Origin of the sequence: Rahnella sp. BIGb0603 (assembly GCF_024808755.1) — a bacterium.
Lineage (GTDB): Bacteria > Pseudomonadota > Gammaproteobacteria > Enterobacterales > Enterobacteriaceae > Rahnella > Rahnella contaminans.
The window spans coordinates 429,570-450,289 of record NZ_JANUEX010000005.1 but is presented as its reverse complement, the minus strand read 5'-3'; the positions used below and the strand labels follow the sequence as shown (position 1 = coordinate 450,289).

Genomic DNA, 20,720 nt, shown 5'->3' with positions numbered 1-20,720 from the left:
TCACGGATAAGTAATCATTGAATCCTGAGATTTTGCAATCTCAGGATTTTTTGTATCTGCAAAATCAAAAAAAGGTTTTCAGCAGACGCCGAAATCACCGTCTAAGTGATACAGATTTACGGAATCAGCGCTCACTTCGATCTCTTTTTTTGAAAAATCATCCGTGCGCGCGCACCATAACGTTTCGCCTTCCACGCGCAGCACAATCATTTGCGGTCCGCCGGTTTTTGACTGAACCAGATCCTGAGGTTTAAACATGTTTTCCTCTCTATTTTTTTGTGAGGGTGAATGAATGCCGTACTTTGCGAAAAACCGCGTTAAAGACGCATAGCCAGGCGATCCTCGCGAATTACAGCGTTAAAGCTATACTTATAGCCAATGTAATACAAAACGGAGGAAAAACATGACCATTCATAAGAAAGGTTCGGCACACTGGGAAGGCGATATTAAACACGGTAAAGGTTACATCTCGTCTGAAAGTGGGGCCCTGAAGGATCAGCCGTACGGATTTAACACCCGCTTTGAAGGCAAAGTCGGTACCAATCCCGAAGAACTGATTGGTGCTGCGCATTCCGCGTGCTTCTCGATGGCGTTATCGCTGATGCTCGGCGAAGCAGGGCACACGCCAGAAAGCATCGATACCGTTGCGGACGTGTCACTGGATAAAGTGGACGGCGGATTTGCCATCACTAAGATTGCGCTCGACAGCAAAATCAAGCTGCCGGGTATCGATAAAGACAAATTTGACGAAATCATCAAAAAAGCCAAAGCCGGTTGCCCGGTTTCTCAGGTGCTGAACGCGGAAATCACGCTGACTTATCAGCTGGAAAATTGATGAAAGACTGAAGTTTTGAATCTGAAAGCCACGCGAAGTTTGCGTGGCTTTTCTGTTGTTAACCCATGTTCAACTTTTTGAACAACAGTTCCTGAACATTTTGCCGCTGCGAAAGAAGCACGTACACGGAGATAAGGTTTGCCGGTTCATCATAGGTATAAATGATGCGGTAGCCATTGAATGTATTACCTTCGCGATATTTGATGATACCCAGCGCGGCGAGATCGGGTGCAACCGGGCAGGATAAAGGAAAGATTTTCACTTTTGCTTCAAACTCATCCAAGACTGCGTTGATGTTTTTTAGCGCATCGTTTCCCTGTGAAGTCTGGAACGACGCAATTTCATCAGTAGACAATTCTACTGTTTACAGGTACTCAATCGTAATTTTACTTTTCGTTGCAGACATAAGGTGATCCCAATAATCAGCAGATCAGATGAGAGATTCATCTGGCAAGATCTGCTAACAACTGTTCTCTCGTGAATGTCCGGCCTTCTGCTTTATCATTTTCTGCCAGGGTAAGCAGCTTGAGTAAAGCAAGGGTTTCATCCCTTTTTTGTCTGTCTTCAAAGGATTCAATCACGTAAGCCGGTTCACCATTCTGAGTGACCAGTATCGGTTGTGATAAATCAAGTACAGCAGCATGCCTCTTTACGGAGCTGATAGTCTGTATTTGCATGTTTAATTTCTCAGCCAAGTTTTACGGTCTGGATAGAGTTCTTTTAAAGACTGCTTGCAAAGTAAGTTTCCCATTCTCCCGCACGTCTCGCAAAACCCCGCTCCCCCGGTTTGACAAAAATCCGCCGCCTGCCATTACTTGATCATTCCCTTAAACCGAATGCTGAACGACTGCATTCGATTATATGTAGAGGTCCTGATCGCGCTATGTTGACGTTACGCCAGATCCGCCATTTTATTGCCGTTGCTGAAACCGGATCGATATCGGCCGCTGCACAGGCCTCTTTTGTTTCGCAGTCCTCGCTGACACAGGCGATTCAACAACTTGAGACGGAAACAGAGGCGCGTCTGTTTGACCGCCATGCCAAAGGGATGACGCTGACGCATCAGGGGCACCAGTTTTTGCGCCAGTCGTATCTGATCCTCGCAACCGTCGATAACGCCAAACGCAGCCTGCAGCTGGGAACCGAAAGCGTGACCGGGCAAATCACACTGGGCGTCACCAGCCTGGTGGCCGGCTATTTTCTGGTGGATTTACTCAAGCAGTTCAACGCCTATTACCCGAATGTCGAGGTGAAAGTCGTCGAGGATGAGCGCCAGTACATCGAGCATCTGCTGGTCAGCGGCGAGATCGACATTGGTGTGCTGATCCTCTCAAATCTTGAAGACCGCGATGCGCTTCAGACCGAAGTTCTGACCCACTCCTCTTATCGCTTATGGCTGCCGCCGCTGCATCCGCTGCTGGAGCGCGAAAGCATTTCGCTGGCCGATATCGCTGACGAACCACTGATCCAGCTCAATGTGGATGAAATGGAAAAGCACGCGCAGCGGCTGTGGGCACGGGCGGGACTAAAACCGAATATCGCAATGAAAACCGCCTCGACCGAAGCCGTGCGCAGCCTGGTCGCAGCGGGGCTTGGCGTGTCCGTTCAGCCGGACATGGCGTACCGCGCGTGGTCGCTGGAAGGCAATATGATCGAAGCCAGTAAACTGGAGGATTCCATCGAACCGCTGGATATCGGGCTGGCCTGGCGGCGCGGCAGTGCGCGGCCGGAACTGGTGACGCCGTTTCTCACCATTGCGCGCGAAAACAGCGCCAAGCGACGCCCTGCTTAACGGAGCCTTCGTTTTTTCCGAACGCAGCCTTCAGTAATTGCTATTTGTTGCCCTCAGAGAAATTACCTAATGTGAATAGACGAATTGTTACTAAAAAATAACATTTTTGTTAATTCACGATGACTGACTTCTCTGAGGGCCAGTACGATGTCAGATGCAGAATTTGTTGCCAGTTTCTCTGATAAACACGCGATCAACGGTGACCTTCTGCATGGCGAGGGCGCAACACAGAGTATTTATAATCCCGCCACTGGCGAAGTGATTGCAGAAGTGGCGGAAACGTCACTGGCGCAGGTGGATATGGCTGTTAACGCCGCCAGTCAGGCATTTATCCGCTGGTCACGTACCACGCCCGCCGAACGTGCCACGATCCTGTTGCGTATTGCCGATGCTATTGAAAAGCAGGCGCCTCAGCTGGCGCGTCTCGAAGCCCTGAACTGCGGTAAACCGCTGCATCAGGCGCTCAATGACGATCTGCCCGCCGCCGTGGATGTTTTCCGTTTTTTTGCCGGTGCCATCCGGTGTCAGCAGGGGCAGCTTTCCGGTGAATATCTGCCCGGCCACACGTCAATGGTTCGTCGCGATCCGCTGGGCGTCGTAGCCTCGATTGCGCCGTGGAATTACCCGCTGATGATGTCGGCGTGGAAAATTGCCCCCGCGCTGGCCGCGGGAAATACCGTTGTTTTTAAACCTTCTGAACATACGCCGCTGACCATTCTTGCGCTGCTGCCGGCTTTACAGGAAATCCTGCCGCCCGGCGTGCTGAACGTGATCACCGGCAGCGGCGAGGGCGTCGGTAATGCGCTGGTCAGCCATCCGCATGTTCGCCTGATTTCCCTGACCGGCGATATCGTCACCGGCCAGCGCATCCTTCAGGCCGCGGTCAAAACCGTGAAACGCACGCATCTGGAACTGGGCGGTAAAGCGCCGGTGATTGTGTGTAATGACGCCGATATTGACGATGTGGTGGAGGCGGTCAGCAAGTGGGGATATTACAACGCGGGGCAGGATTGTACGTCCGCCTGCCGCGTCTATGCGCAGGCCGGAATTTATGAACGTCTGGTAGAAAAACTGGGCGAGGCAGTCTCGCAGTTATCTTTCGCGCGCAAAAACGACAGCGAAAACTTTATGGGGCCGCTCATCAGCAGCCGCCAGCGGGATCGCGTGTCGAGTTTTGTAGAGCGGGCACTGAGCCAGCCGCACATCGAGCGTATTACCGGCGCGGCGTCGCATTCCGGCCCCGGATTTTATTACCAGCCGACGTTGCTGGCAGGCTGTCTGCAAAGTGATGAAATCGTACAGCGCGAAGTGTTCGGGCCGGTCGTGAGCGTCACGCGGTTCGACACTATTGCGCAGGTCGTCAGCTGGGCAAACGAATCAGAATACGGACTGGCATCGTCGGTCTGGACACAAAATATCGACCTTGCAATGCAAATCTCTTCCCACCTGCAGTACGGCACTACCTGGATTAATACCCACTTTTCTTTAGTCAGCGAAATGCCCCATGGCGGATTAAAACGCTCCGGGTACGGCAACGATCTTTCCAGTTATTCATTACAGGATTACAGCGTAGTCAGACACATCATGGCGAAGTTCAAACCACAATTCTAAAAACATATCAATGACGACAGGACAGGAGTAACCGATGAAAAAGCTATCTGCTATTTGTTTGGGCCTGCTGAGTTTTTTAAATACCGCTCTGGCCGCGGAAACACCGGCAAGTATTGGTAAAGGCGAAGGTCAGTTAAATATTGTGGCCTGGCCGGGGTATATCGAGCGCGGTGAAAGCGACAAAAATTACGACTGGGTGACCCGGTTTGAAAAGCAAACCAGCTGCAAGGTGAACGTGAAAACCGCGGCAACGTCCGATGAAATGGTCAGCCTGATGGCGAAAGGCGGCTATGACCTGGTGACGGCGTCCGGCGATGCGTCGTTACGCCTGATTTACGGTAAACGCGTACAGCCGATTAATCCGGCGCTTATCCCGAACTGGAAGAGTATCGACCCGCGTCTGACGAAGGGTGCATGGTTTAACGTTGGCGGGAAAGTGTACGGTACGCCGTATCAGTGGGGGCCAAACCTGCTGATGTATAACACGAAAGCCTTCCCGACGCCGCCGGACAGCTGGGCGGTCATTTTCGTTCCGCAAAATCTGCCTGACGGCAAACCCAATCAGGGACGCGTGCAGGCCTATGACGGCCCGATCGCCATCGCGGATGCCGCGCTGTATCTGAAAAGTACCCAGCCGGAGCTGAAAATCGACGATCCGTATCAGCTCAACGAAACCCAGTATCAGGCCGTGCTGAAACTGCTGCGCGCCCAGCATCCGCTGATCCACCGTTACTGGCACGATGCGTCTGTGCAGATGAGCGATTTCAAAAACGAAGGTGTTGTTGCCAGTTCTTCATGGCCGTATCAGGCCAACTCCCTGAAAGGTGAGAAGCAGCCGATTGCCACGGTGTTCCCGAAAGAAGGTGTCACCGGCTGGGCGGATACCACCATGTTAGCCGCTGATTCCGAACATCCGAACTGCGCGTATCAATGGATGAACTGGTCGCTGGAGCCGAAAGTGCAGGGCGACGTCGCCGCCTGGTTTGGTTCCGTACCTGCGGTGCCCGCCGGATGTAAAGCCAGCCCGTTGTTAGGCGCAGAAGGCTGTCAGACCAACGGTTTCGACAAATTCGCCTCGATTTCATTCTGGAAAACGCCGCAGTCGGAGAACGGTAAGTACGTCTCCTATTCACGCTGGACTCAGGATTATATTTCGATCATGGGTGGTCGTTAATCACTGTCAATTTACAGGAGCTGACTATGGCCGCCGTACAATTTATCAATGTTTCCCGAATATTCGGGGAAACCAAAGCCGTCGATAATGTGTCGATTGATATTCAGGACGGCGAGTTCTTTTCTATGCTCGGGCCTTCGGGCTCGGGGAAAACCACTTGCCTGCGGCTGATCGCAGGTTTTGAAACGCTGACATCAGGATCCATCCGCATTCACGGGCAGGAAGCGTCGCAGCTTGCGCCGTATGAGCGCGACGTGAACACCGTTTTCCAGGATTACGCGCTGTTTCCGCACATGACGGTGCTCGAGAATGTTGCTTATGGCCTCATGGTCAAAGGCGTGGGGAAAAAGGAGCGAACGCACAAGGCGATGGAAGCGCTGGAACGCGTGGCGCTCGGTTTTACCGCTGCCCGGAAACCGGCATTTTTATCCGGCGGTCAGCGTCAGCGCGTGGCGCTGGCTCGGGCACTGGTGAATCAGCCGAGCGTACTGTTGCTCGATGAACCGCTTGGCGCGCTGGATCTCAAACTGCGTGAGCAGATGCAGGGTGAGTTGAAAAAGCTACAGCGTGAGCTGGGCATCACCTTTATTTTTGTTACCCACGATCAGAGCGAAGCGCTGTCGATGTCGGACCGTGTCGCGGTGTTTAACAATGGCCGCATCGAACAGGTCGATACGCCGCGCGAGCTGTATCTCAACCCGCGCACCGCATTTGTCGCGCAGTTTGTCGGCACCGCAAACGTGCTGACTTCCGAACTTTCCCTGAAGCTCACCGGCCTTCCCGGCAGCCGTTCCATCCGCCCTGAACATATCCGCCTGACGCCGCAACCGGCGGCCGGAACGGATTCGGTTCAGGTCAGCGCCATCCTCAAAGATATTCATTTCCAGGGCGCCGCAACGCGCTACGAACTGGCGCTCGAAGGCGGTGAAAAGCTGTTTGTCAGTGAGGCAAATAACCTTCCGGTCAGCGCGAAAAACACCTTCCATCAGGGGCAACCGGTGGTGGCCTGTTGGGACAAAGATGCCATGGTGGCGCTGGTTGAGGGTTAAACGATGGATATCAGCATGACTCCTTACGAGAAGCGATCGCGGCGTGGCCGGGCGCTGGTGACATTCCTGCATCGTCGCCCCGGATTTTATCTGGCGCTGCTGCTGGTGCCGCCGCTGCTGTGGTTCGGTGCGGTGTATTTAGGTTCGCTGTTTGCGTTGTTGTGGCAGGGTTTTTATACCTTCGACGACTTCACCATGACGGTGTCCAACACGCTGACGCTGGCTAACTTGAAGGCGCTGTTTGATCCGGTGAATGCCGACATTATTCTCCGCACCGTGACGATGGCGCTGCTGGTGTCATTTTTCAGCGCGGTGCTGGCGTTTCCGATTGCGTATTACATGGCGCGCTACATCACTGGCAAGAAAAAGGCGTTCTTTTATATCGCCATTATGATGCCGATGTGGGCGAGCTATATCGTCAAAGCGTACGCATGGACGCTGCTGCTTTCCAAAGGCGGCGTGCTGCAATGGTTCCTGGAGCATCTCGGGCTGGAACCGCTGCTGACGGCGGTGCTGAGCCTGCCAGGAATTGGCGGTAACACGTTATCGACGTCCGGAATGGGGCGCTTCTGGGTCTTCGTCTACATCTGGCTGCCGTTTATGATTTTGCCGATTCAGGCCGCGCTGGAACGCCTGCCGCCGTCGCTGATCCAGGCATCGGAAGATTTAGGCGCTAAGCCGTGGCAAACCTTGCGCTACGTGATTTTTCCGCTGGCCGTGCCGGGCATTGCCGCCGGGTCGATTTTCACTTTCTCGCTGACGCTGGGCGATTACATCATCCCGCAACTGGTGGGGCCGCCGGGGTATTACATCGGCAATATGGTGTATTCACAACAAGGTTCGATCGGCAACATGCCGATGGCCGCCGCGTTTACGCTGGTGCCTATCGTGCTGATCGCGCTTTATCTGTCGATGGTTAAACGACTGGGAGCTTTCGATGCACTCTAAACGCGCACCCTGGTTACTGAAACTTTCCGCGTGGGGCGGGCTGGTTTTCCTGCATTTCCCGCTGCTGATCATCGCGATTTACGCCTTTAACACCGAAGACGCGGCGTTCAGTTTTCCGCCGAAAGGCTTTACGTTGCACTGGTTCGCTGTGGCGGCAGGGCGTCACGACATTCTCGACGCCGTCTGGCTCTCGGTGCAAATCGCCTGTTACGCCACGGTGATTGCGATGGTGCTCGGCACGCTGGCAGCGGCGGCGCTGTACCGGCGCGATTTCTACGGCAAAAACAGCATCACATTATTGTTCATGTTGCCGATCGCGCTGCCGGGGATCATCACCGGGCTGGCGCTGCTCAACGCCTTTCACGCCGCGCAGATCGAACCGGGCATGCTGACCATTGTTATCGGTCACGCCACGTTCTGCATGGTGATTGTGTATAACAACGTCATCGCGCGGTTCCGGCGGATCACCCACAGCCTGATTGAAGCGTCTATGGATCTCGGGGCCGACGGCTGGCAGACCTTCCGCTACATCATTTTGCCCAACCTCAGCACGGCGCTGCTGGCGGGCGGAATGCTCGCGTTCGCACTGTCTTTCGATGAAATCATTGTGACGACATTCACCGCCGGTCACGAACGGACATTGCCTATCTGGCTTCTCAACCAGCTGGGCAGGCCACGCGAAGTGCCGGTGACGAACGTCGTCGCACTGAGCCTGATGGTACTGACCATGTTCCCGATTTTAGGGGCGTGGTATCTGACAAGAAACGGGTCTGATGTGGCCGGTGACGGCAAATAATAAGGAAAAATGATGCAAACGAACATGCTGATTAATGGTGAGCTGGTTGCCGGAGAAGGGACGTCATTGCCGGTTTTCAACCCGCATAACGGACAGGAAATTGTGCGCCTGGCGCAGGCCAGCGAACAGCAGACCAAACAGGCCGTCGATATGGCGCACCGCGCATTTACCGGCTGGGGGCAGACCACGCCGAAAAGCCGTTCTGAGTTGTTACTGGCGCTGGCCGATCGTATCGAAGCCAGTGCTGAAACCCTAGCGGAACTCGAATCGCTGAACTGCGGTAAACCTTATCATCTGGCGCTGGGCGATGAAATTCCGGCGGTAGCCGACGTGTTCCGTTACTTTGCCGGTGCCAGCCGTTGTCTGAACGGGCTGGCGAGTGGCGAGTATCTGACCGGACATACCTCCATGATCCGCCGCGACCCGCTGGGCGTGGTAGCGTCTATCGCGCCGTGGAACTATCCGCTGATGATGGCGGCGTGGAAAATCGCGCCCGCACTGGCGGCGGGCAATTGTGTGGTGATCAAACCGTCTGAAATCACGCCACTGACGGCGCTGAAGCTGGGCGAACTGGCACAAGATCTTTTTCCGGCGGGCGTGCTGAACGTGCTGTTTGGTGACGGTCAGACGGTGGGTAACGCGCTGACACATCACGATAAAGTGCGCATGATCTCCCTGACCGGTTCGGTCGCGACGGGCGAAAGGATTGTTGCGCAAGCCACCAGCGGTATCAAACGTACCCACATGGAACTCGGCGGCAAAGCGCCGGTGATTGTGTTTGATGACGCGGATATCGATAAGGTAGTTGAAGGCGTACGCACGTTTGGCTTCTACAACGCCGGGCAAGACTGTACCGCCGCCTGCCGCATTTACGCGCAGAAAGGCGTTTATGCCCGGCTGGTCGCGGCGCTGGGCGAAGCGGTTTCCACGCTGAAATTAGGCACTGATGAAAACAGCGAAATGGGCCCGCTGGTTTCTGCGGCGCATCTCGATCGTGTCGAAGGTTTTGTACTGCGCGCAAAACAAGTGCCGCATATTGAGGTCGTGACCGGCGGCGAACGCGTCTCCGGCGAAGGGTATTACTTCCAGCCCACCGTTCTGGCGGGGGCGCGGCAGGATGATGAAATCGTTCAGCAAGAAGTATTCGGACCGGTGGTCAGCATCACCGAATTCGACACCGAAGATCAGGTTCTGGACTGGGCAAACGAATCGAACTATGGGCTGGCCTCTTCTGTCTGGACGCAAAACATCGGTCGCGCCCATCGCCTGAGCGCCCGCCTGCAATATGGTTGTACCTGGGTGAATACGCACTTCATGCTGGTCAGTGAAATGCCACACGGCGGCCAGAAACAATCCGGCTACGGCAAAGACATGTCGATGTACGGACTGGAAGACTACACGGCGATCAGGCATGTGATGATAAAACACGAATAACGTGCTCACATTGTTCGTAGCAGTTATTCAGGCGCAGCACATCTTCAAAATCATTTGTTATCAGGCTAATAGTCAAAATGGCAATTATTGTTAAATACTATTAGGAGGAATCTGAGAAGATGAGTTCGCCCCTTCAAGAGCTAAGCCAATGAGAGTGCCGGAGATAAGCGCCGGGTGGGGTAAAAATTAATGAGAAGGCCGCCATCAGGCGGCCTTTTTGCGTTTCTGAAGCGGAATCTACGATGAACTGCTCAGGAATATGATGGCGATAATGAACGAGACGACCGTCAGAGCAGCGAGTAAGCAGTTGCCGGGAGTCAGCAACTTGTTGTTGGTCTTGCTTCGGTGGTTTCGGAACAGTATCCAGATCATCACAATCCCGATGAGTATGAATATTATCCCGCCGGTGAGACTGGCAACTGAAGTCATGTATGAGCCCTCATCAGTTAAACCCTAATGATAGCTCATATTATTGAATCTATTCCCGAAGCAGGCGGGCGGGCGTTATGCCTCGCCGGACGCTGCGATTTTTTTGCGGGCAATGTCGATAAACAGAATGCTGGCCGCGAACGAAATTCCGGAGCCGATGATCATGGAAAGCAGATAAGAAGTGACGTAATTATATTCTTTATCTATTAATGTCTGCTGTTCAGAAATTAAATCAATGTTGTCCATGACATAACCCCGGGACAAAAAGAGCCCTGCCCATAGCGCACCGCAGACAATGAAACAGGTATAACAGACGTACGAGAATTTTTTATCAATATAATCAAGGTAGAACTTGGGATCTGAATAGGCCATTTTGAGGAGTCCCAAAAAACAGCCCAGATAAATACCAATTAACCACTTCATTACGTCCCAGTTCATAGATGTCTCTGAATGTTGCCGCTGCGGCAGTAAACGAAAGATAGAAGCCATGTCCGGATGCTCCGTTACGCATCGCTCAACAGCCGCCAAAACCTTAACAATTTGATTTTACGTTGTTTTTGTCGTAAATAACGCGACGTATTATCACACACACTTTGACATTCTGGCAAGATTGTTCACGTCGTGGGCAGAGTGAAACAGGTTAACGAAAGTCCTGAATTGCTGAGCGTAGACGGAAATAAAAAAGAGCCGGAGATTTCTCTGCCGGCTCTTTATTGGCAATAAACGTTTTAATGCTTTTAACGTTTTTTCGCCAGCAATGTGGCAAACCGCAGTTTGTAACGGTTGCCGTTTTCGTCGCGTTTATGCAACTCGCCGACGTCTTCGTTGTATTTCACGATTTCCCAGCCTTCGTAATAATTACGCAACTCTTCCGGTTTGAAGGTAAACGGGAAAGGCAGCGGACACGGATAATCCGGGCTGTCCATGGCCGCGACAATCAGGTTGTAGCCGCCGGGCCTGGTCGCCGCGTGCATGTCTTTGATGATGTGCGGAATGCTGTTTCGTTCCAGGAACATCATCACCACGGTGGAGAAAATGAAATCATATTCGCCGCTGAAACGGTGCGTGTTCAGATCCTGCTCGGTGATACTGATGTGTTGCAGAGATTCAGCGGCAATAATGTCATTCACTTTCGCCACGCTCATCGGGTTATTATCCCAACCGGTGACATCAAAGCCTTTCAGATTCAGATACAGTGAGTTACGCCCGCTTCCGCAGCCTAAATCCAGCGCTTTACCCGGCTGAACGTAATTAACCGCGTTGATAATTTCTGAATGGGTACGGGTCAGGCCGTATTTTTCCGTGTAATAGTCTTCTGGTGCGGGTTGCTGTGTCATTCGCTGATTTCCTGAATAGTGAATCGATTACCCGCGATTATCCTCTAAAATAGAGTGCTGGCACCATGACTCTTAGTGGGGGGCAGCGTCCTGTCCCGCCGGGTCATTTATATAAGGAGATAACATGTTGGGTCCGTCCCCCGATAACAAGCATCCGATGGCAGGTTTTCCTCAGATCTGCTTCATCAAAAACACCGTCAGCAATCCCGATATTATTATTGGCGACTACACCTACTACGACGATCCCGTTAATTCAGAAGATTTCGAGCGCAACGTGCTTTATCACTTTCCGTTTATTGGCGATAAGCTGGTGATTGGAAAGTTCTGTGCCCTGGCCCGCGGGGTGAAATTCATCATGAACGGGTCGAATCACAAGCTCTCGGGCATTTCGACCTATCCGTTTCAAATTTTTGGCAACGGATGGGAAAAGGTGACGCCAGCGGCAGAAGACCTGCCTTTTAAAGGCGATACGGTGATCGGGCATGACGTCTGGATTGGCTATGAAGCCCTGTTTATGCCCGGCGTTAAGGTCGGGAACGGCGCCATTGTTTCATCGAAATCTGTGGTCACCGGCGATGTCCCTGCTTACGCCATCGTGGGAGGTAATCCTGCTAAGGTCATCAGATACCGTTTCGACAGTGAGACAATCGCACGCCTGGAGCAGATCGCCTGGTGGAACTGGCCGGTTGAGAAGATATCTGCCCATCTGGCGTTGATCACCGCAGGCGACGTTGATGCGCTGATCACCTGCTTACCATAAACGTCAGCGGACTGAACGCTGATCCGTTTGCCGGTAAAGATAGCTCCCGACACCGTGTACCGGATCACCTTCAAAACCGACTTTCTGCATGCCGATTTTCTCCAGTACGCGCTGCGACGCCAGATGGTTTTCGCGCACGGTGGCAGAAATCCGCTTAATGCCCAGTTTCTCAAAACCGGCGTTAAGCGCTGCGCTGGCAAATTCCGTTGCCAGCCCTTTTCCCCACGCGCTGGTCGCAAAGCGATAACCGAGAAACACCCGGTGATTCTCGTAACCTTCACGGACCCCCAGACCTCCAAAACCGATAATGTCATCTGGCTGATGGCTCAGCGTAATCGCCCAATGTCCGAAACCGTGCTCGGGCCATTCCTGTAACCAGCCGCCGAGTTTTTCCTTCGCCGCCGCCATGTCTTTAATCGGGCCACGTGGATTAAAAAGATTTGTCTGCGGATCGCCGTAAATAGCGAAAAATGAACCGATATCATCAGCCTCTACAGGCCGGAGAATTAACCGCGATGTTTCGAGGATCATAGTTAGCGTTTTCCTTCTGTTAGCTGTTGTAGAGCTTAGTCTGAGCGGGAAACTGTGCCAATATATCTGCCACTATGTAGTCATTAAGTCAGGCGTGTTATGTTCCCGAGTAAAACATGTCGATAAAAACCCATTTTGTCGACATGTTTAAGCGATATGTTTATGCTATCGACACATCTTGCAGACCTGTCGATTAAAAGGAGATTAATAGACATATGAAATGGGATCCGGAAAAACCTTATAACTATCTCCCTCTGCTTCCTCCCGATCATTCGCAGGTAGAAACTATGCCTGTCCTGAAAGCCTGTATTACAGCCAGAGCAGCTCTGGCGGAACTGAAACAAGCCGGAAATTTGTTGCCAAATCAGGGATTGCTGATCAACCTCATCCCTTTGCTCGAAGCAAAAGATTCCTCGGAAATTGAAAATATTGTCACCACTTCTGATCGCTTGTTTCAGTTCTCGCAGGAAGACAGTCAGGCAGACCACGCGACCAAAGAGGCACTGCGCTATCGTACAGCTCTTTATGATGGATTCAGGCATCTGTCTCAGCGCCCACTTTGTGTTTCTACGGCCGTGGGAATTTGCAGTACGCTAAAAAATTGCGAGATGGATATTCGCAAAGTGACCGGAACGACGCTTAAAAGCCATGATCATAAAGTGATTTATACCCCTCCGGCTGGTGAAGAGAATATACGAACGTTGCTGAGCAACTGGGAGACGTTTATCCATACGCAGGATGAGTTGGATCCTCTGATAAAAATGGCGATTCTGCATTATCAGTTTGAGGCGATACATCCTTTTACCGATGGAAATGGTCGGACAGGTCGCATTCTCAACATTCTCTTTCTGCTTGAAAAAGAGTTGCTGACTTTACCAATCCTTTACCTGAGCCGGTACATCGTCGCTCACAAAGCTGATTACTATCAGTTGCTTCGTGGGATAACGTTGTCAGGAGAGTGGGAACCGTGGATTTTATTTATGCTGGCTGCTGTTGAGGAAACCTCTAAATGGACGACGGAGAAAATCGCCTCCGTGCGGGTACTTATCGACATTACCACCCGGCACATCCGCGATTTTCTCCCCAAAATTTACAGCCATGAACTGGTGCAGGTTATTTTTGAACAGCCTTATTGCCGGATCTCAAACCTGACTGAACTGGGCATCGCCCGGCGGCAGACCGCATCGGTGTATCTTAAACAACTGTGTGAGATAAACGTTTTGCATGAAATAGCCGTCGGGCGTGAAAAACTGTATGTACATCCGAAACTGATTAATCTGATGACTCAGGAAGAAAACAAGATTATCCCTTATTAAGGGGTCATTGTTTTATCACTCCACCATCTGTTTTTGCAAAAAATCAATAAAGCGCCTTACCTTCTCCGGCACATGGCGGGTGTTGGGATACAACGCAAAAATACCCTGCGGCGGGAAACGGTGATCGGGCAGCAAATAGCATAAACGCTGTGCGTCGATTTCCGGTTGCACCAGCCAGTCGGGCAGCAACGCGACGCCTGCTCCTGCGAGCGCAAAAGCTAATAACGCCGATGCGCTGTCGGCGGTCACGGCCGGAGGCGAGGAAACCCGGAAAGGTATCTTCTCTCGATGAGTATTTGTCACCGGCCAGCTCATCGGCAGCGGCAAACGGCTGTGCGCAATCCATGAAGCCTGAGCCAGTTGTTCCGGCGTTTGAATCTTTCCCGTTTGCCGCGTTCACGCTGATGGGAGCGGGCAGCAGTTTGTGCAGCAGCACGGCGCAAAGTGGCGCGTTCTTACATATTCAGACGAAGAAACTGGCTGATGCCAGTGCGCTCTGGAACATCAACCGCCAGCTAAGTTTTTGTCTGGGCGTGACGCTGGTCAGCGTAATGCTCAATATTTTGCAGATTTACCTTCCGCAATCGGCGTTCAGGCTGGCGTTCATTCTTGCTGCCGTCAGCGTTATTGTTCCGGTGTTGCTGTGTCTGCGGTTACCTGGCCGTGAAATTGTGCAGGAACCGAATCAGCGAGAACTTCAAAAGGAGAGCAGATGAATCGTTTTGTGAAAGAAGTGTTTGAAGCGCATGAGTTAATCCAGCGCTGGTTTTCGGACTCCGGCGCACCCGAGCAGGTTTGTGATGAACTGCTGGCGCGCTTTAGTCCGGCCTATTCGATGGTGACGATCACCGGCCACCGGCTGGACCATCCGGCATTGTGTGCGTTTTTCAGGGCGCAGCGGGGCGCGAAAAGCGGACTGAAGATTGAGGTCGAAAAGCCGGTGCTGGTTGCGGAAAGTGAAAAAGGCGCCGTCGTTGCGTATCAGGAACGCCAGCAGTTGCCCGGCCAGCCGGAAACGCTGCGTTATTCCACGGTGTTATTTGTGGTGGATGCAGAAGGAATGATTCTGTGGCGTCATTTGCATGAAACGGCGGCGGCCTGATTAGGTAAAAAAAACGGCTTTCCGTGAGGAAAGCCGTTTGTGCTTACAAAAGGGATTACTTCGTCAGAGTTTTTCTGACTTCACTGACATCTTTTGCCGTCACCGCCGGTGCGTTGTTGCCCCAGCCCTGACGGATAAAGGTCGACAGTTGCGCCGCTTCTTCATCAGTCAGACGGTTGGCAAAGCCCGGCATCGCCAGCGTGGACGGTGCGCGTGCGGTGGACGGCTGCTGAGCTCCGGCGAGGATGGTGTGGATCAATCCGGTCGGGTCTTTGGCATTCACAATCGTGGCCTGATCCAGCTGCGGGAACACGCCCGGTGCGCCTTTACCGGTCACGAAGTGGCAGGCACCGCAGTTATCCAGATACAGACGCTCGCCTTCGCTGAGGTTTTTCGCCGCGGTCAGTTTGGCTTCGGTCGCGCTGGCTTTCTGCGTATCCTCTGCCGGAACCGGCGGGTTGCCGCCCAGGAACTTGATGTACGCCGCAATGGCTTTCAGATCGTCATCGGTCATGTGTGCGGTACTGTTTTCCACCACAGACGTCATCTCGCCGCCCACCGCCGCTTTGTCATTACGTCCTTTGCCCAGATAATCGACGATTTCCTGCTCGTTCCAGTGCGCGACGCCGCGCAGGGAAGGGACGTCCCAGTTATTCAGGCTGCCGCCCGCCAGGAAATCAGAGTCGCTGCTGTCCAGCGCTTTCTCGTTCATACCGAAACCGCGCGGAGTATGACAACTGCCGCAGTGCCCCAGACTTTCCACCAGATACGCACCACGGTTCACCTGCTCAGAAGCGCCGCCGATGGGCTGGAAAGGTTTATCAGACGCGAACGCCCAGTTCCAGAAACGCATGCCCCAGCGCTGGCTGAACGGAAAGCTCAGATCCGTTTCCGGTGGCTGTTCCGCGCTCGGTTTTACGCCCTGCATAAAGTAAACGTAAAGCGCGTGCATATCTTCATCATTGATTTTGGCGTAATCCGGATAAGGCATCGCCGGATACAAACGCGTACCGTCCGGCAGAACGCCTTTACGCACCGCGTCCGAGAACTGGGCTTCGGTATAACCGCCGATGCCGTGGTCTTTATCCGGTGTAATGTTGGTCGAATAAATGGTGCCCAGATTCGAATTGATCGCCAGTCCGCCTGAAAACGCCGGTTTGCCCGCGACCGTATGGCACGCGCCGCAGTCGCCCAGACGCGCCACGTATTCGCCCTGTTTGATCAGCGCCGCGTTACCGGACTGTGGGTTGGTCTCCGCCTGCGCATTCGCCATAAATCCTGCACCCAGCAGCAGGGCATTAGCGATAAATAAACTTTTGAGTTTCATCCTGTTCATCTCCGCTTATGCCTGAACCAGTGGACCAGGGTTTTTCAGGTACTGATCTTTAATCGCCTGCGCCGCCATCAGGGTGATCGCCCCGATGGTGTCGGTCGGGTTGGCCTGGAAGTTTTGCGGGAATGCGTTACCGCCCGGCACAAACACGTTATGCACATCCCAGCTTTGCAGGAACTTGTTCAGCGCCGAGGTTTTCGGGTTATCGCCCATCACCGCGCCGCCCACATTGTGCGTGGAAACGTATTTGGTCAGGTCAAAGTGCGCGTCCATCGGCAGGAAGCTTTCGCTGTAGCTGTCCGGGTTCAGCTCTTTGGTGATATTGCCGACGATGCCTTTCAGATATTGCTGCAATTTAAGCTCGTTCTGCTTCCAGTCGAAGGTCATGCGCAGCAACGGATAGCCGTATTCATCTTTGTAGTTCGGATCGAGATCCAGATAAATGTCGCGGTAAGACTGGCAGGTGGTGGTGATGCTGATTTTCATCGAATGGCCGTACCATTCTTCCATCCCTTCTTTCCAGCCGGTGCCCCACGCAGGCGTGCCTTTTGGCAGAGACGTGCTGATTGGCGTACCGGTGGCCTGAGAACTGTGGATTTTTGCGCCGCCGATGAAGCCCAGAGCAGGGCCGTCGAAATTGCCCGGAGAGATGTCGTTGAACATCTGGCCGGTGGCGCCTGCGGTTGCAAACGGATTGAAGTTTTTGTCTTTGAAGAACAGCGTCGAACCGCCGTTACTCAGGAACGCATAGTTACGGCCAATCACGCCTTCTTCGGTGATCGGGTTGTAAGGTTTCCCGATCCCGGAAAGCAGCATCAGGCGCACGTTGCAGAACTGGAAGCTGCTGAGTACCACGATTTTCGCCGGCTGGAAGCACTCGTTGCCGTCTGCGTCCATGTAGACAACGCCTTTGGCGGTTTTCTTGTCATCGTGCAATTCGACTTTAAGCACGTTGGCATGAACTTCATAAGAGAAGTTATCCATGCGTTTCAGTGCGTCCATTACAGCGGTTTGCGGCGAGGCTTTCGAGTAGTTCAGGCACGGATATTTACTGCAATAACCGCAGTAATTACACGGTGCTATCTGATTGCCGTAGGGGTTGGTCCATGCGCGGGACACACAGGCCGACGGGTTCGGGAACGGGTGATAGCCCATTTTTTTGGTGACTTCAGCAAACATGCTGCTGTTGAGCGTGTCTTCCAGCGCTGGCAGCGGATACGGCTCGGAGCGTGGCCCTTCAAACGGGTCACCGCCCTCCATAATCTGGCCGCGCAGGTTGCCGGTTTTACCGGACTGACCGCAGATGTGCTCAAACTTGGTGTAATACGGTTCGATTTCATCCCAGGTGAACGGGAAATCCATGATGCGCATGTCTTCCTGCAGGATACCCGGCTTGTAGGCTTCGTCGGCGTAGGTTTTGAGTTTTAAATCGGTCGGCGTCGGGCGGATCAGAACCGCCGTCCAGTGCAGACCGGAACCGCCAACGCCGGTACCCGGCGCAAACGCGCCCCATTTACGGGTCGGCAGCGCGGTTTCACTCATGTTGTACCGCACGGTGACGGCGGCTTCTGCCGGTGTCGCCATGACTTTGTTGCGCACCGCATAGGCATATTCGTCTGCCGGTTTCGGGTATGCAAATTCTTCATAGCCGCGATCGCCGCCGCGTTCGAGTGCGCGAACGGTCAGACCGGCCATTGCCAGCTCGATACTCATCAGCGAGCCGGCCCAGCCGAGGCCGACGACAACGACGTCGACTTCTGGTTTCGTTACTTTTGCCATCTTAAATCCTGTCAGTCATCAGAAAAGGGGAATAGGGCGAGGCACTCAGGCACGTGCGCCCTGCAGGCTCACAGGCCCCAGCGGATACGGGACGTTGTGCTGCTTAACCCACTCGGTGAAACTGGCGCGTGCGCCGGGGAATCCGATGGCGATCCACGCCTTCATCCCTTTGTTTCCGCCGTAGATCGGATCTGCCAGATAACCGTGTTTGGTGTCGGAAAGCAGTTCACTGAAGAATTGCGAAGCGACGAGATTCTCTTCGCCCGCGTCCGCAAACTTAATGCCGTTTTTCTGCAATTGAGTCAGCACACTGTCTTTGTCCTGATCGCTAAGTTCATGGAAGGCTTTCTGATGATTTTGCTGACACCAGCTGTTCGCGATGCGAATGCCGGTTTTGTAGATTTGCTGCGGGCGGAAGGGGATCTGATACCCCATCGTGGCCGGAGCATGCACGTTGAACGGCCCCTGCATGTAGATTTCTTCACCGAAATCGCCGTGCATTTGCTGATCGATAAAAATCGGCACGTTGGTTTCGAGTGCGCCCGGCGCTTTGCCTTTACCGCCAGCGGGGATCAGGCGGTCAGCGGCGGCCATAATAAACTGCCACTCACCGGCGCTGAAAAAGATCGGTTTATAATCGAGTAAGTCCGGGGCAGCCATTTCCGCAGCTTGTGCCGCTGACAGTCCTTTCATCATGATGGTGCCGACAGGCAACGCCATCAGCGACCCAAGTAAAAACTTGCGACGGGTAGTTTTTTTTTGAAGGAGCATAGAATTACGACTCTCACATGCCTGATGTTAAGTTTGGGTTAATTGTTATTATTTTTGGGTACAAATTTATAATATCACCGCTACATTTAAAATAAATGACTAATTTCCACAAGGAATGTGAGGAGGAGATATTCCTTATGTTCCCCTATATCAGTGGTGAGTTTAAATTTTCTATAAAACAGTGAGTTATGATTATTTGGTTTGGGTGTGTAGTTTCAGAAATTTAGCATTTCTTATCAAAGAATAACGCCGGATAATTCCGGTTAAATTTAGGTCAATATAATTCCGGGAGGAAAGTTAATGTTATTTGTTGATATGAATGTTACCTAACATTTTTAACATTTAGAAAATGGAATAAAATTTGGAAGAGGATTTAAATTAACATTTAATGTTTTTATTAAGGTCAAAACCTTGGGCTTGCCGCCCAAACTGGCCTTAAGAGGCTCCTTCCTGGGCCTCTTTGGTCGGTTTCGGCGCGAGCCGCTGAGTGATAACCGCAATTGAAAAACCGAAATTTACGCCAGGCCGCTGCTTCAAAGCTGTTTGGGCGGCGAGCCCAAAAATTAAGCGGACTCCCTGATCACCAATCTGTACCCCGTATCCACAATCGGTTCTTCAACCTTAATCCCTTCAATTCTGTCCGCCAGCATAGTGGCTGCCCGGATCCCCAGCGCCCATTTATCTACGCTGACGGTCGTGATCGAAGGCCTGTTATGAGCCGCGAAATTCAAATCGGCAAAACCCATCACCGAGAAATCGTCGGGTACGCGCAGCCCCCGGGCTTCCGCTTCCATGATCACGCCCTGAGCCAGCGTGTCGGAACTGCAAATGATCGCGTCGAAACGCTCGCCGCGGGAAAGCATCTCTTTCAGCGCTGCCCGTCCGACTTCCATATTGGCAGGCAGCGACACCATCATTTCGCGGATTTCTGTGCCGGGCTGTGAACGTAAGACGGAGATCGCGCCATTCTTGCGCACCACGGCGCGTCTGTCCGAGGCACAGATAAAACCAAAACGCGTGAAGCCTTTCTCAAGGAAGTATTCGCCAATCGCATTGCCGACCTTTTCATGGGAAAAACCGATCAGCATATCAATCGGCGTCGGGGTCAAATCCCAAATTTCCACGACAGGAATAGTGGCGTTGAGGATGATTCGTTTCAGATCTGACGAATGATGAATACCGGTCAGAACGATGCCGTCCGGACGGCGCGAAAGCAGGGTGGCGACAATCTCGGTTTCTGCGTCCGGTTCGTAACCGACAATACACAGCAGCATATGGTAGCCGCGCGCGGCCAGTTCATCGCTGATCGCCTGAACGGTATCGACAAACATATTGTTGTTAATCTGCGGCACAACCACAGCGATCAGCTTAGTGCGGCTGGTGGCCAGCCCGCCGGCCAGCATATTGGGGATATACCCGGTCACGTTCACGGCTTCCATCACTCGGGCGATGGTTGCGGGGCGCACAACTTTGGGATTATTCAGCGCCCGGCTGACCGTCATCGGTGAAAGACCGGCTTCTCTGGCAACATCTTCAAGCGTGGCCGAACGGGAACGACCTGTGTGATTCTTTATTATATTATTCAAGGTATTGCTCACTGGGTTGCAAGTTCAAACTACGAATGTTTGCGCAATCATTACCAGTTTCTCACAAGAAAATGAGGGGCGATAGACCCAAAGTGTTAAAACGCTGTTATCAGACAGAGATCAATTTGAGGGGGAAA

Annotated in this window: 21 protein-coding genes and 2 pseudogenes; 12 read left to right on the top strand and 11 right to left on the bottom strand. The window is 52.8% G+C overall.

Annotated elements, in window-relative coordinates:
- Positions 1–78: 78 nt before the first annotated feature.
- A complete protein-coding gene (locus tag M2403_RS16170) occupies positions 79–258 on the bottom strand; it encodes a DUF2158 domain-containing protein (protein WP_152326734.1) in 180 nt (59 codons plus the stop codon).
- 145 nt (positions 259–403) lie between these two features.
- Between M2403_RS16170 and M2403_RS16165 the strand changes: the two genes are divergently transcribed.
- Entirely contained in the window at positions 404–835 is a 432-nt protein-coding gene (locus tag M2403_RS16165) for an OsmC family protein (protein WP_152326735.1), read from the top strand.
- A gap of 58 nt (positions 836–893) precedes the next feature.
- Here M2403_RS16165 and M2403_RS16160 read toward each other — a convergent pair whose 3' ends face one another.
- On the bottom strand, positions 894–1,190 hold the full coding sequence (locus tag M2403_RS16160) for a type II toxin-antitoxin system RelE/ParE family toxin (protein ID WP_259230059.1): 297 nt from the start codon (positions 1,188–1,190) through the stop codon (positions 894–896).
- Positions 1,191–1,278: 88 nt separating this feature from the next.
- Positions 1,279–1,512 (bottom strand): type II toxin-antitoxin system Phd/YefM family antitoxin, encoded by a 234-nt coding sequence (locus M2403_RS16155; protein WP_259230057.1) that lies wholly within the window; start codon positions 1,510–1,512, stop codon positions 1,279–1,281.
- A 206-nt stretch (positions 1,513–1,718) separates the two neighbouring features.
- On the opposite strand from M2403_RS16155, the gene M2403_RS16150 reads away from it, so the two are divergent.
- The 7 genes from M2403_RS16150 to M2403_RS16120 all read left to right on the top strand — a co-directional run bounded on the left by M2403_RS16150 (position 1,719) and on the right by M2403_RS16120 (position 9,639).
- Positions 1,719–2,627, top strand: coding sequence for a LysR substrate-binding domain-containing protein (locus M2403_RS16150; protein WP_152326736.1), 909 nt, complete (start codon positions 1,719–1,721; stop codon positions 2,625–2,627).
- Positions 2,628–2,774: 147 nt separating this feature from the next.
- Positions 2,775–4,238, top strand: a complete 1,464-nt coding sequence (locus tag M2403_RS16145) for a gamma-aminobutyraldehyde dehydrogenase (protein WP_259230052.1) — start codon at positions 2,775–2,777, stop codon at positions 4,236–4,238.
- A 34-nt stretch (positions 4,239–4,272) separates the two neighbouring features.
- Complete coding sequence (ydcS, locus tag M2403_RS16140; protein ID WP_259230050.1) at positions 4,273–5,412, top strand: putative ABC transporter substrate-binding protein YdcS; 1,140 nt, start codon at positions 4,273–4,275, stop codon at positions 5,410–5,412.
- A gap of 26 nt (positions 5,413–5,438) precedes the next feature.
- Positions 5,439–6,461, top strand: a complete 1,023-nt coding sequence (locus M2403_RS16135; protein WP_152326739.1) for an ABC transporter ATP-binding protein — start codon at positions 5,439–5,441, stop codon at positions 6,459–6,461.
- Between the two features lie 15 nt (positions 6,462–6,476).
- On the top strand, positions 6,477–7,409 hold the full coding sequence (locus M2403_RS16130) for an ABC transporter permease (protein ID WP_193333166.1): 933 nt from the start codon (positions 6,477–6,479) through the stop codon (positions 7,407–7,409).
- Positions 7,399–8,205, top strand: a complete 807-nt coding sequence (locus M2403_RS16125; protein WP_217153693.1) for an ABC transporter permease — start codon at positions 7,399–7,401, stop codon at positions 8,203–8,205. Before M2403_RS16130 ends, M2403_RS16125 begins: the two co-directional genes overlap by 11 nt.
- A 12-nt stretch (positions 8,206–8,217) precedes the next feature.
- Complete coding sequence (locus tag M2403_RS16120; RefSeq protein WP_259230175.1) at positions 8,218–9,639, top strand: gamma-aminobutyraldehyde dehydrogenase; 1,422 nt, start codon at positions 8,218–8,220, stop codon at positions 9,637–9,639.
- Positions 9,640–10,143: 504 nt separating this feature from the next.
- Here the strand turns inward: M2403_RS16120 and M2403_RS16115 are convergent.
- Both M2403_RS16115 and tehB read right to left on the bottom strand, forming a co-directional pair.
- Complete coding sequence (locus M2403_RS16115; RefSeq protein WP_165059852.1) at positions 10,144–10,557, bottom strand: hypothetical protein; 414 nt, start codon at positions 10,555–10,557, stop codon at positions 10,144–10,146.
- Between the two features lie 248 nt (positions 10,558–10,805).
- Complete coding sequence (tehB, locus tag M2403_RS16110) at positions 10,806–11,405, bottom strand: tellurite resistance methyltransferase TehB (protein WP_259230046.1); 600 nt, start codon at positions 11,403–11,405, stop codon at positions 10,806–10,808.
- Between the two features lie 124 nt (positions 11,406–11,529).
- Here tehB and M2403_RS16105 point away from each other — a divergent pair, with 124 nt between their 5' ends.
- The gene (locus M2403_RS16105; protein ID WP_259230045.1) at positions 11,530–12,165 is read left to right on the top strand and encodes a Vat family streptogramin A O-acetyltransferase; all 636 of its coding nucleotides are present in this window, start codon (positions 11,530–11,532) and stop codon (positions 12,163–12,165) included.
- A 3-nt stretch (positions 12,166–12,168) separates the two neighbouring features.
- On the opposite strand, the gene M2403_RS16100 is transcribed toward M2403_RS16105, so the two are convergent.
- Positions 12,169–12,696: a GNAT family N-acetyltransferase gene (locus M2403_RS16100; protein ID WP_259230043.1), complete on the bottom strand. Its 528-nt coding sequence runs from the start codon at positions 12,694–12,696 to the stop codon at positions 12,169–12,171.
- A gap of 215 nt (positions 12,697–12,911) precedes the next feature.
- Between M2403_RS16100 and fic the strand changes: the two genes are divergently transcribed.
- Positions 12,912–14,012, top strand: a complete 1,101-nt coding sequence (gene fic, locus M2403_RS16095) for a protein adenylyltransferase Fic (protein WP_259230041.1) — start codon at positions 12,912–12,914, stop codon at positions 14,010–14,012.
- A 15-nt stretch (positions 14,013–14,027) separates the two neighbouring features.
- Here the strand turns inward: fic and M2403_RS16090 are convergent.
- Positions 14,028–14,384: pseudogene (locus M2403_RS16090) on the bottom strand (LysR substrate-binding domain-containing protein); the annotation flags it as partial.
- A 17-nt stretch (positions 14,385–14,401) separates the two neighbouring features.
- Here M2403_RS16090 and M2403_RS16085 point away from each other — a divergent pair.
- Both M2403_RS16085 and M2403_RS16080 read left to right on the top strand, forming a co-directional pair.
- Positions 14,402–14,728 (top strand): annotated as a pseudogene (locus tag M2403_RS16085) (MFS transporter); the annotation flags it as partial.
- Positions 14,725–15,114 (top strand): DUF4440 domain-containing protein, encoded by a 390-nt coding sequence (locus tag M2403_RS16080; RefSeq protein ID WP_208950702.1) that lies wholly within the window; start codon positions 14,725–14,727, stop codon positions 15,112–15,114. The pseudogene M2403_RS16085 and the gene M2403_RS16080, both read left to right, overlap by 4 nt.
- A 55-nt stretch (positions 15,115–15,169) precedes the next feature.
- On the opposite strand, the gene M2403_RS16075 is transcribed toward M2403_RS16080, so the two are convergent.
- The 4 genes from M2403_RS16075 to M2403_RS16060 all read right to left on the bottom strand — a co-directional run bounded on the left by M2403_RS16075 (position 15,170) and on the right by M2403_RS16060 (position 20,583).
- The gene (locus tag M2403_RS16075) at positions 15,170–16,441 is read right to left on the bottom strand and encodes a cytochrome c (RefSeq protein ID WP_374101274.1); all 1,272 of its coding nucleotides are present in this window, start codon (positions 16,439–16,441) and stop codon (positions 15,170–15,172) included.
- A gap of 15 nt (positions 16,442–16,456) precedes the next feature.
- The gene (locus M2403_RS16070; RefSeq protein WP_208950700.1) at positions 16,457–18,226 is read right to left on the bottom strand and encodes a GMC family oxidoreductase; all 1,770 of its coding nucleotides are present in this window, start codon (positions 18,224–18,226) and stop codon (positions 16,457–16,459) included.
- A gap of 45 nt (positions 18,227–18,271) precedes the next feature.
- Positions 18,272–18,997 carry a gluconate 2-dehydrogenase subunit 3 family protein gene (locus M2403_RS16065; RefSeq protein ID WP_152326752.1) on the bottom strand — a complete coding sequence of 242 codons (726 nt, stop codon included), beginning with the start codon at positions 18,995–18,997 and terminating at the stop codon, positions 18,272–18,274.
- Between the two features lie 563 nt (positions 18,998–19,560).
- Positions 19,561–20,583, bottom strand: a complete 1,023-nt coding sequence (locus tag M2403_RS16060; RefSeq protein WP_152326753.1) for a LacI family DNA-binding transcriptional regulator — start codon at positions 20,581–20,583, stop codon at positions 19,561–19,563.
- Positions 20,584–20,720 lie beyond the last annotated feature (137 nt).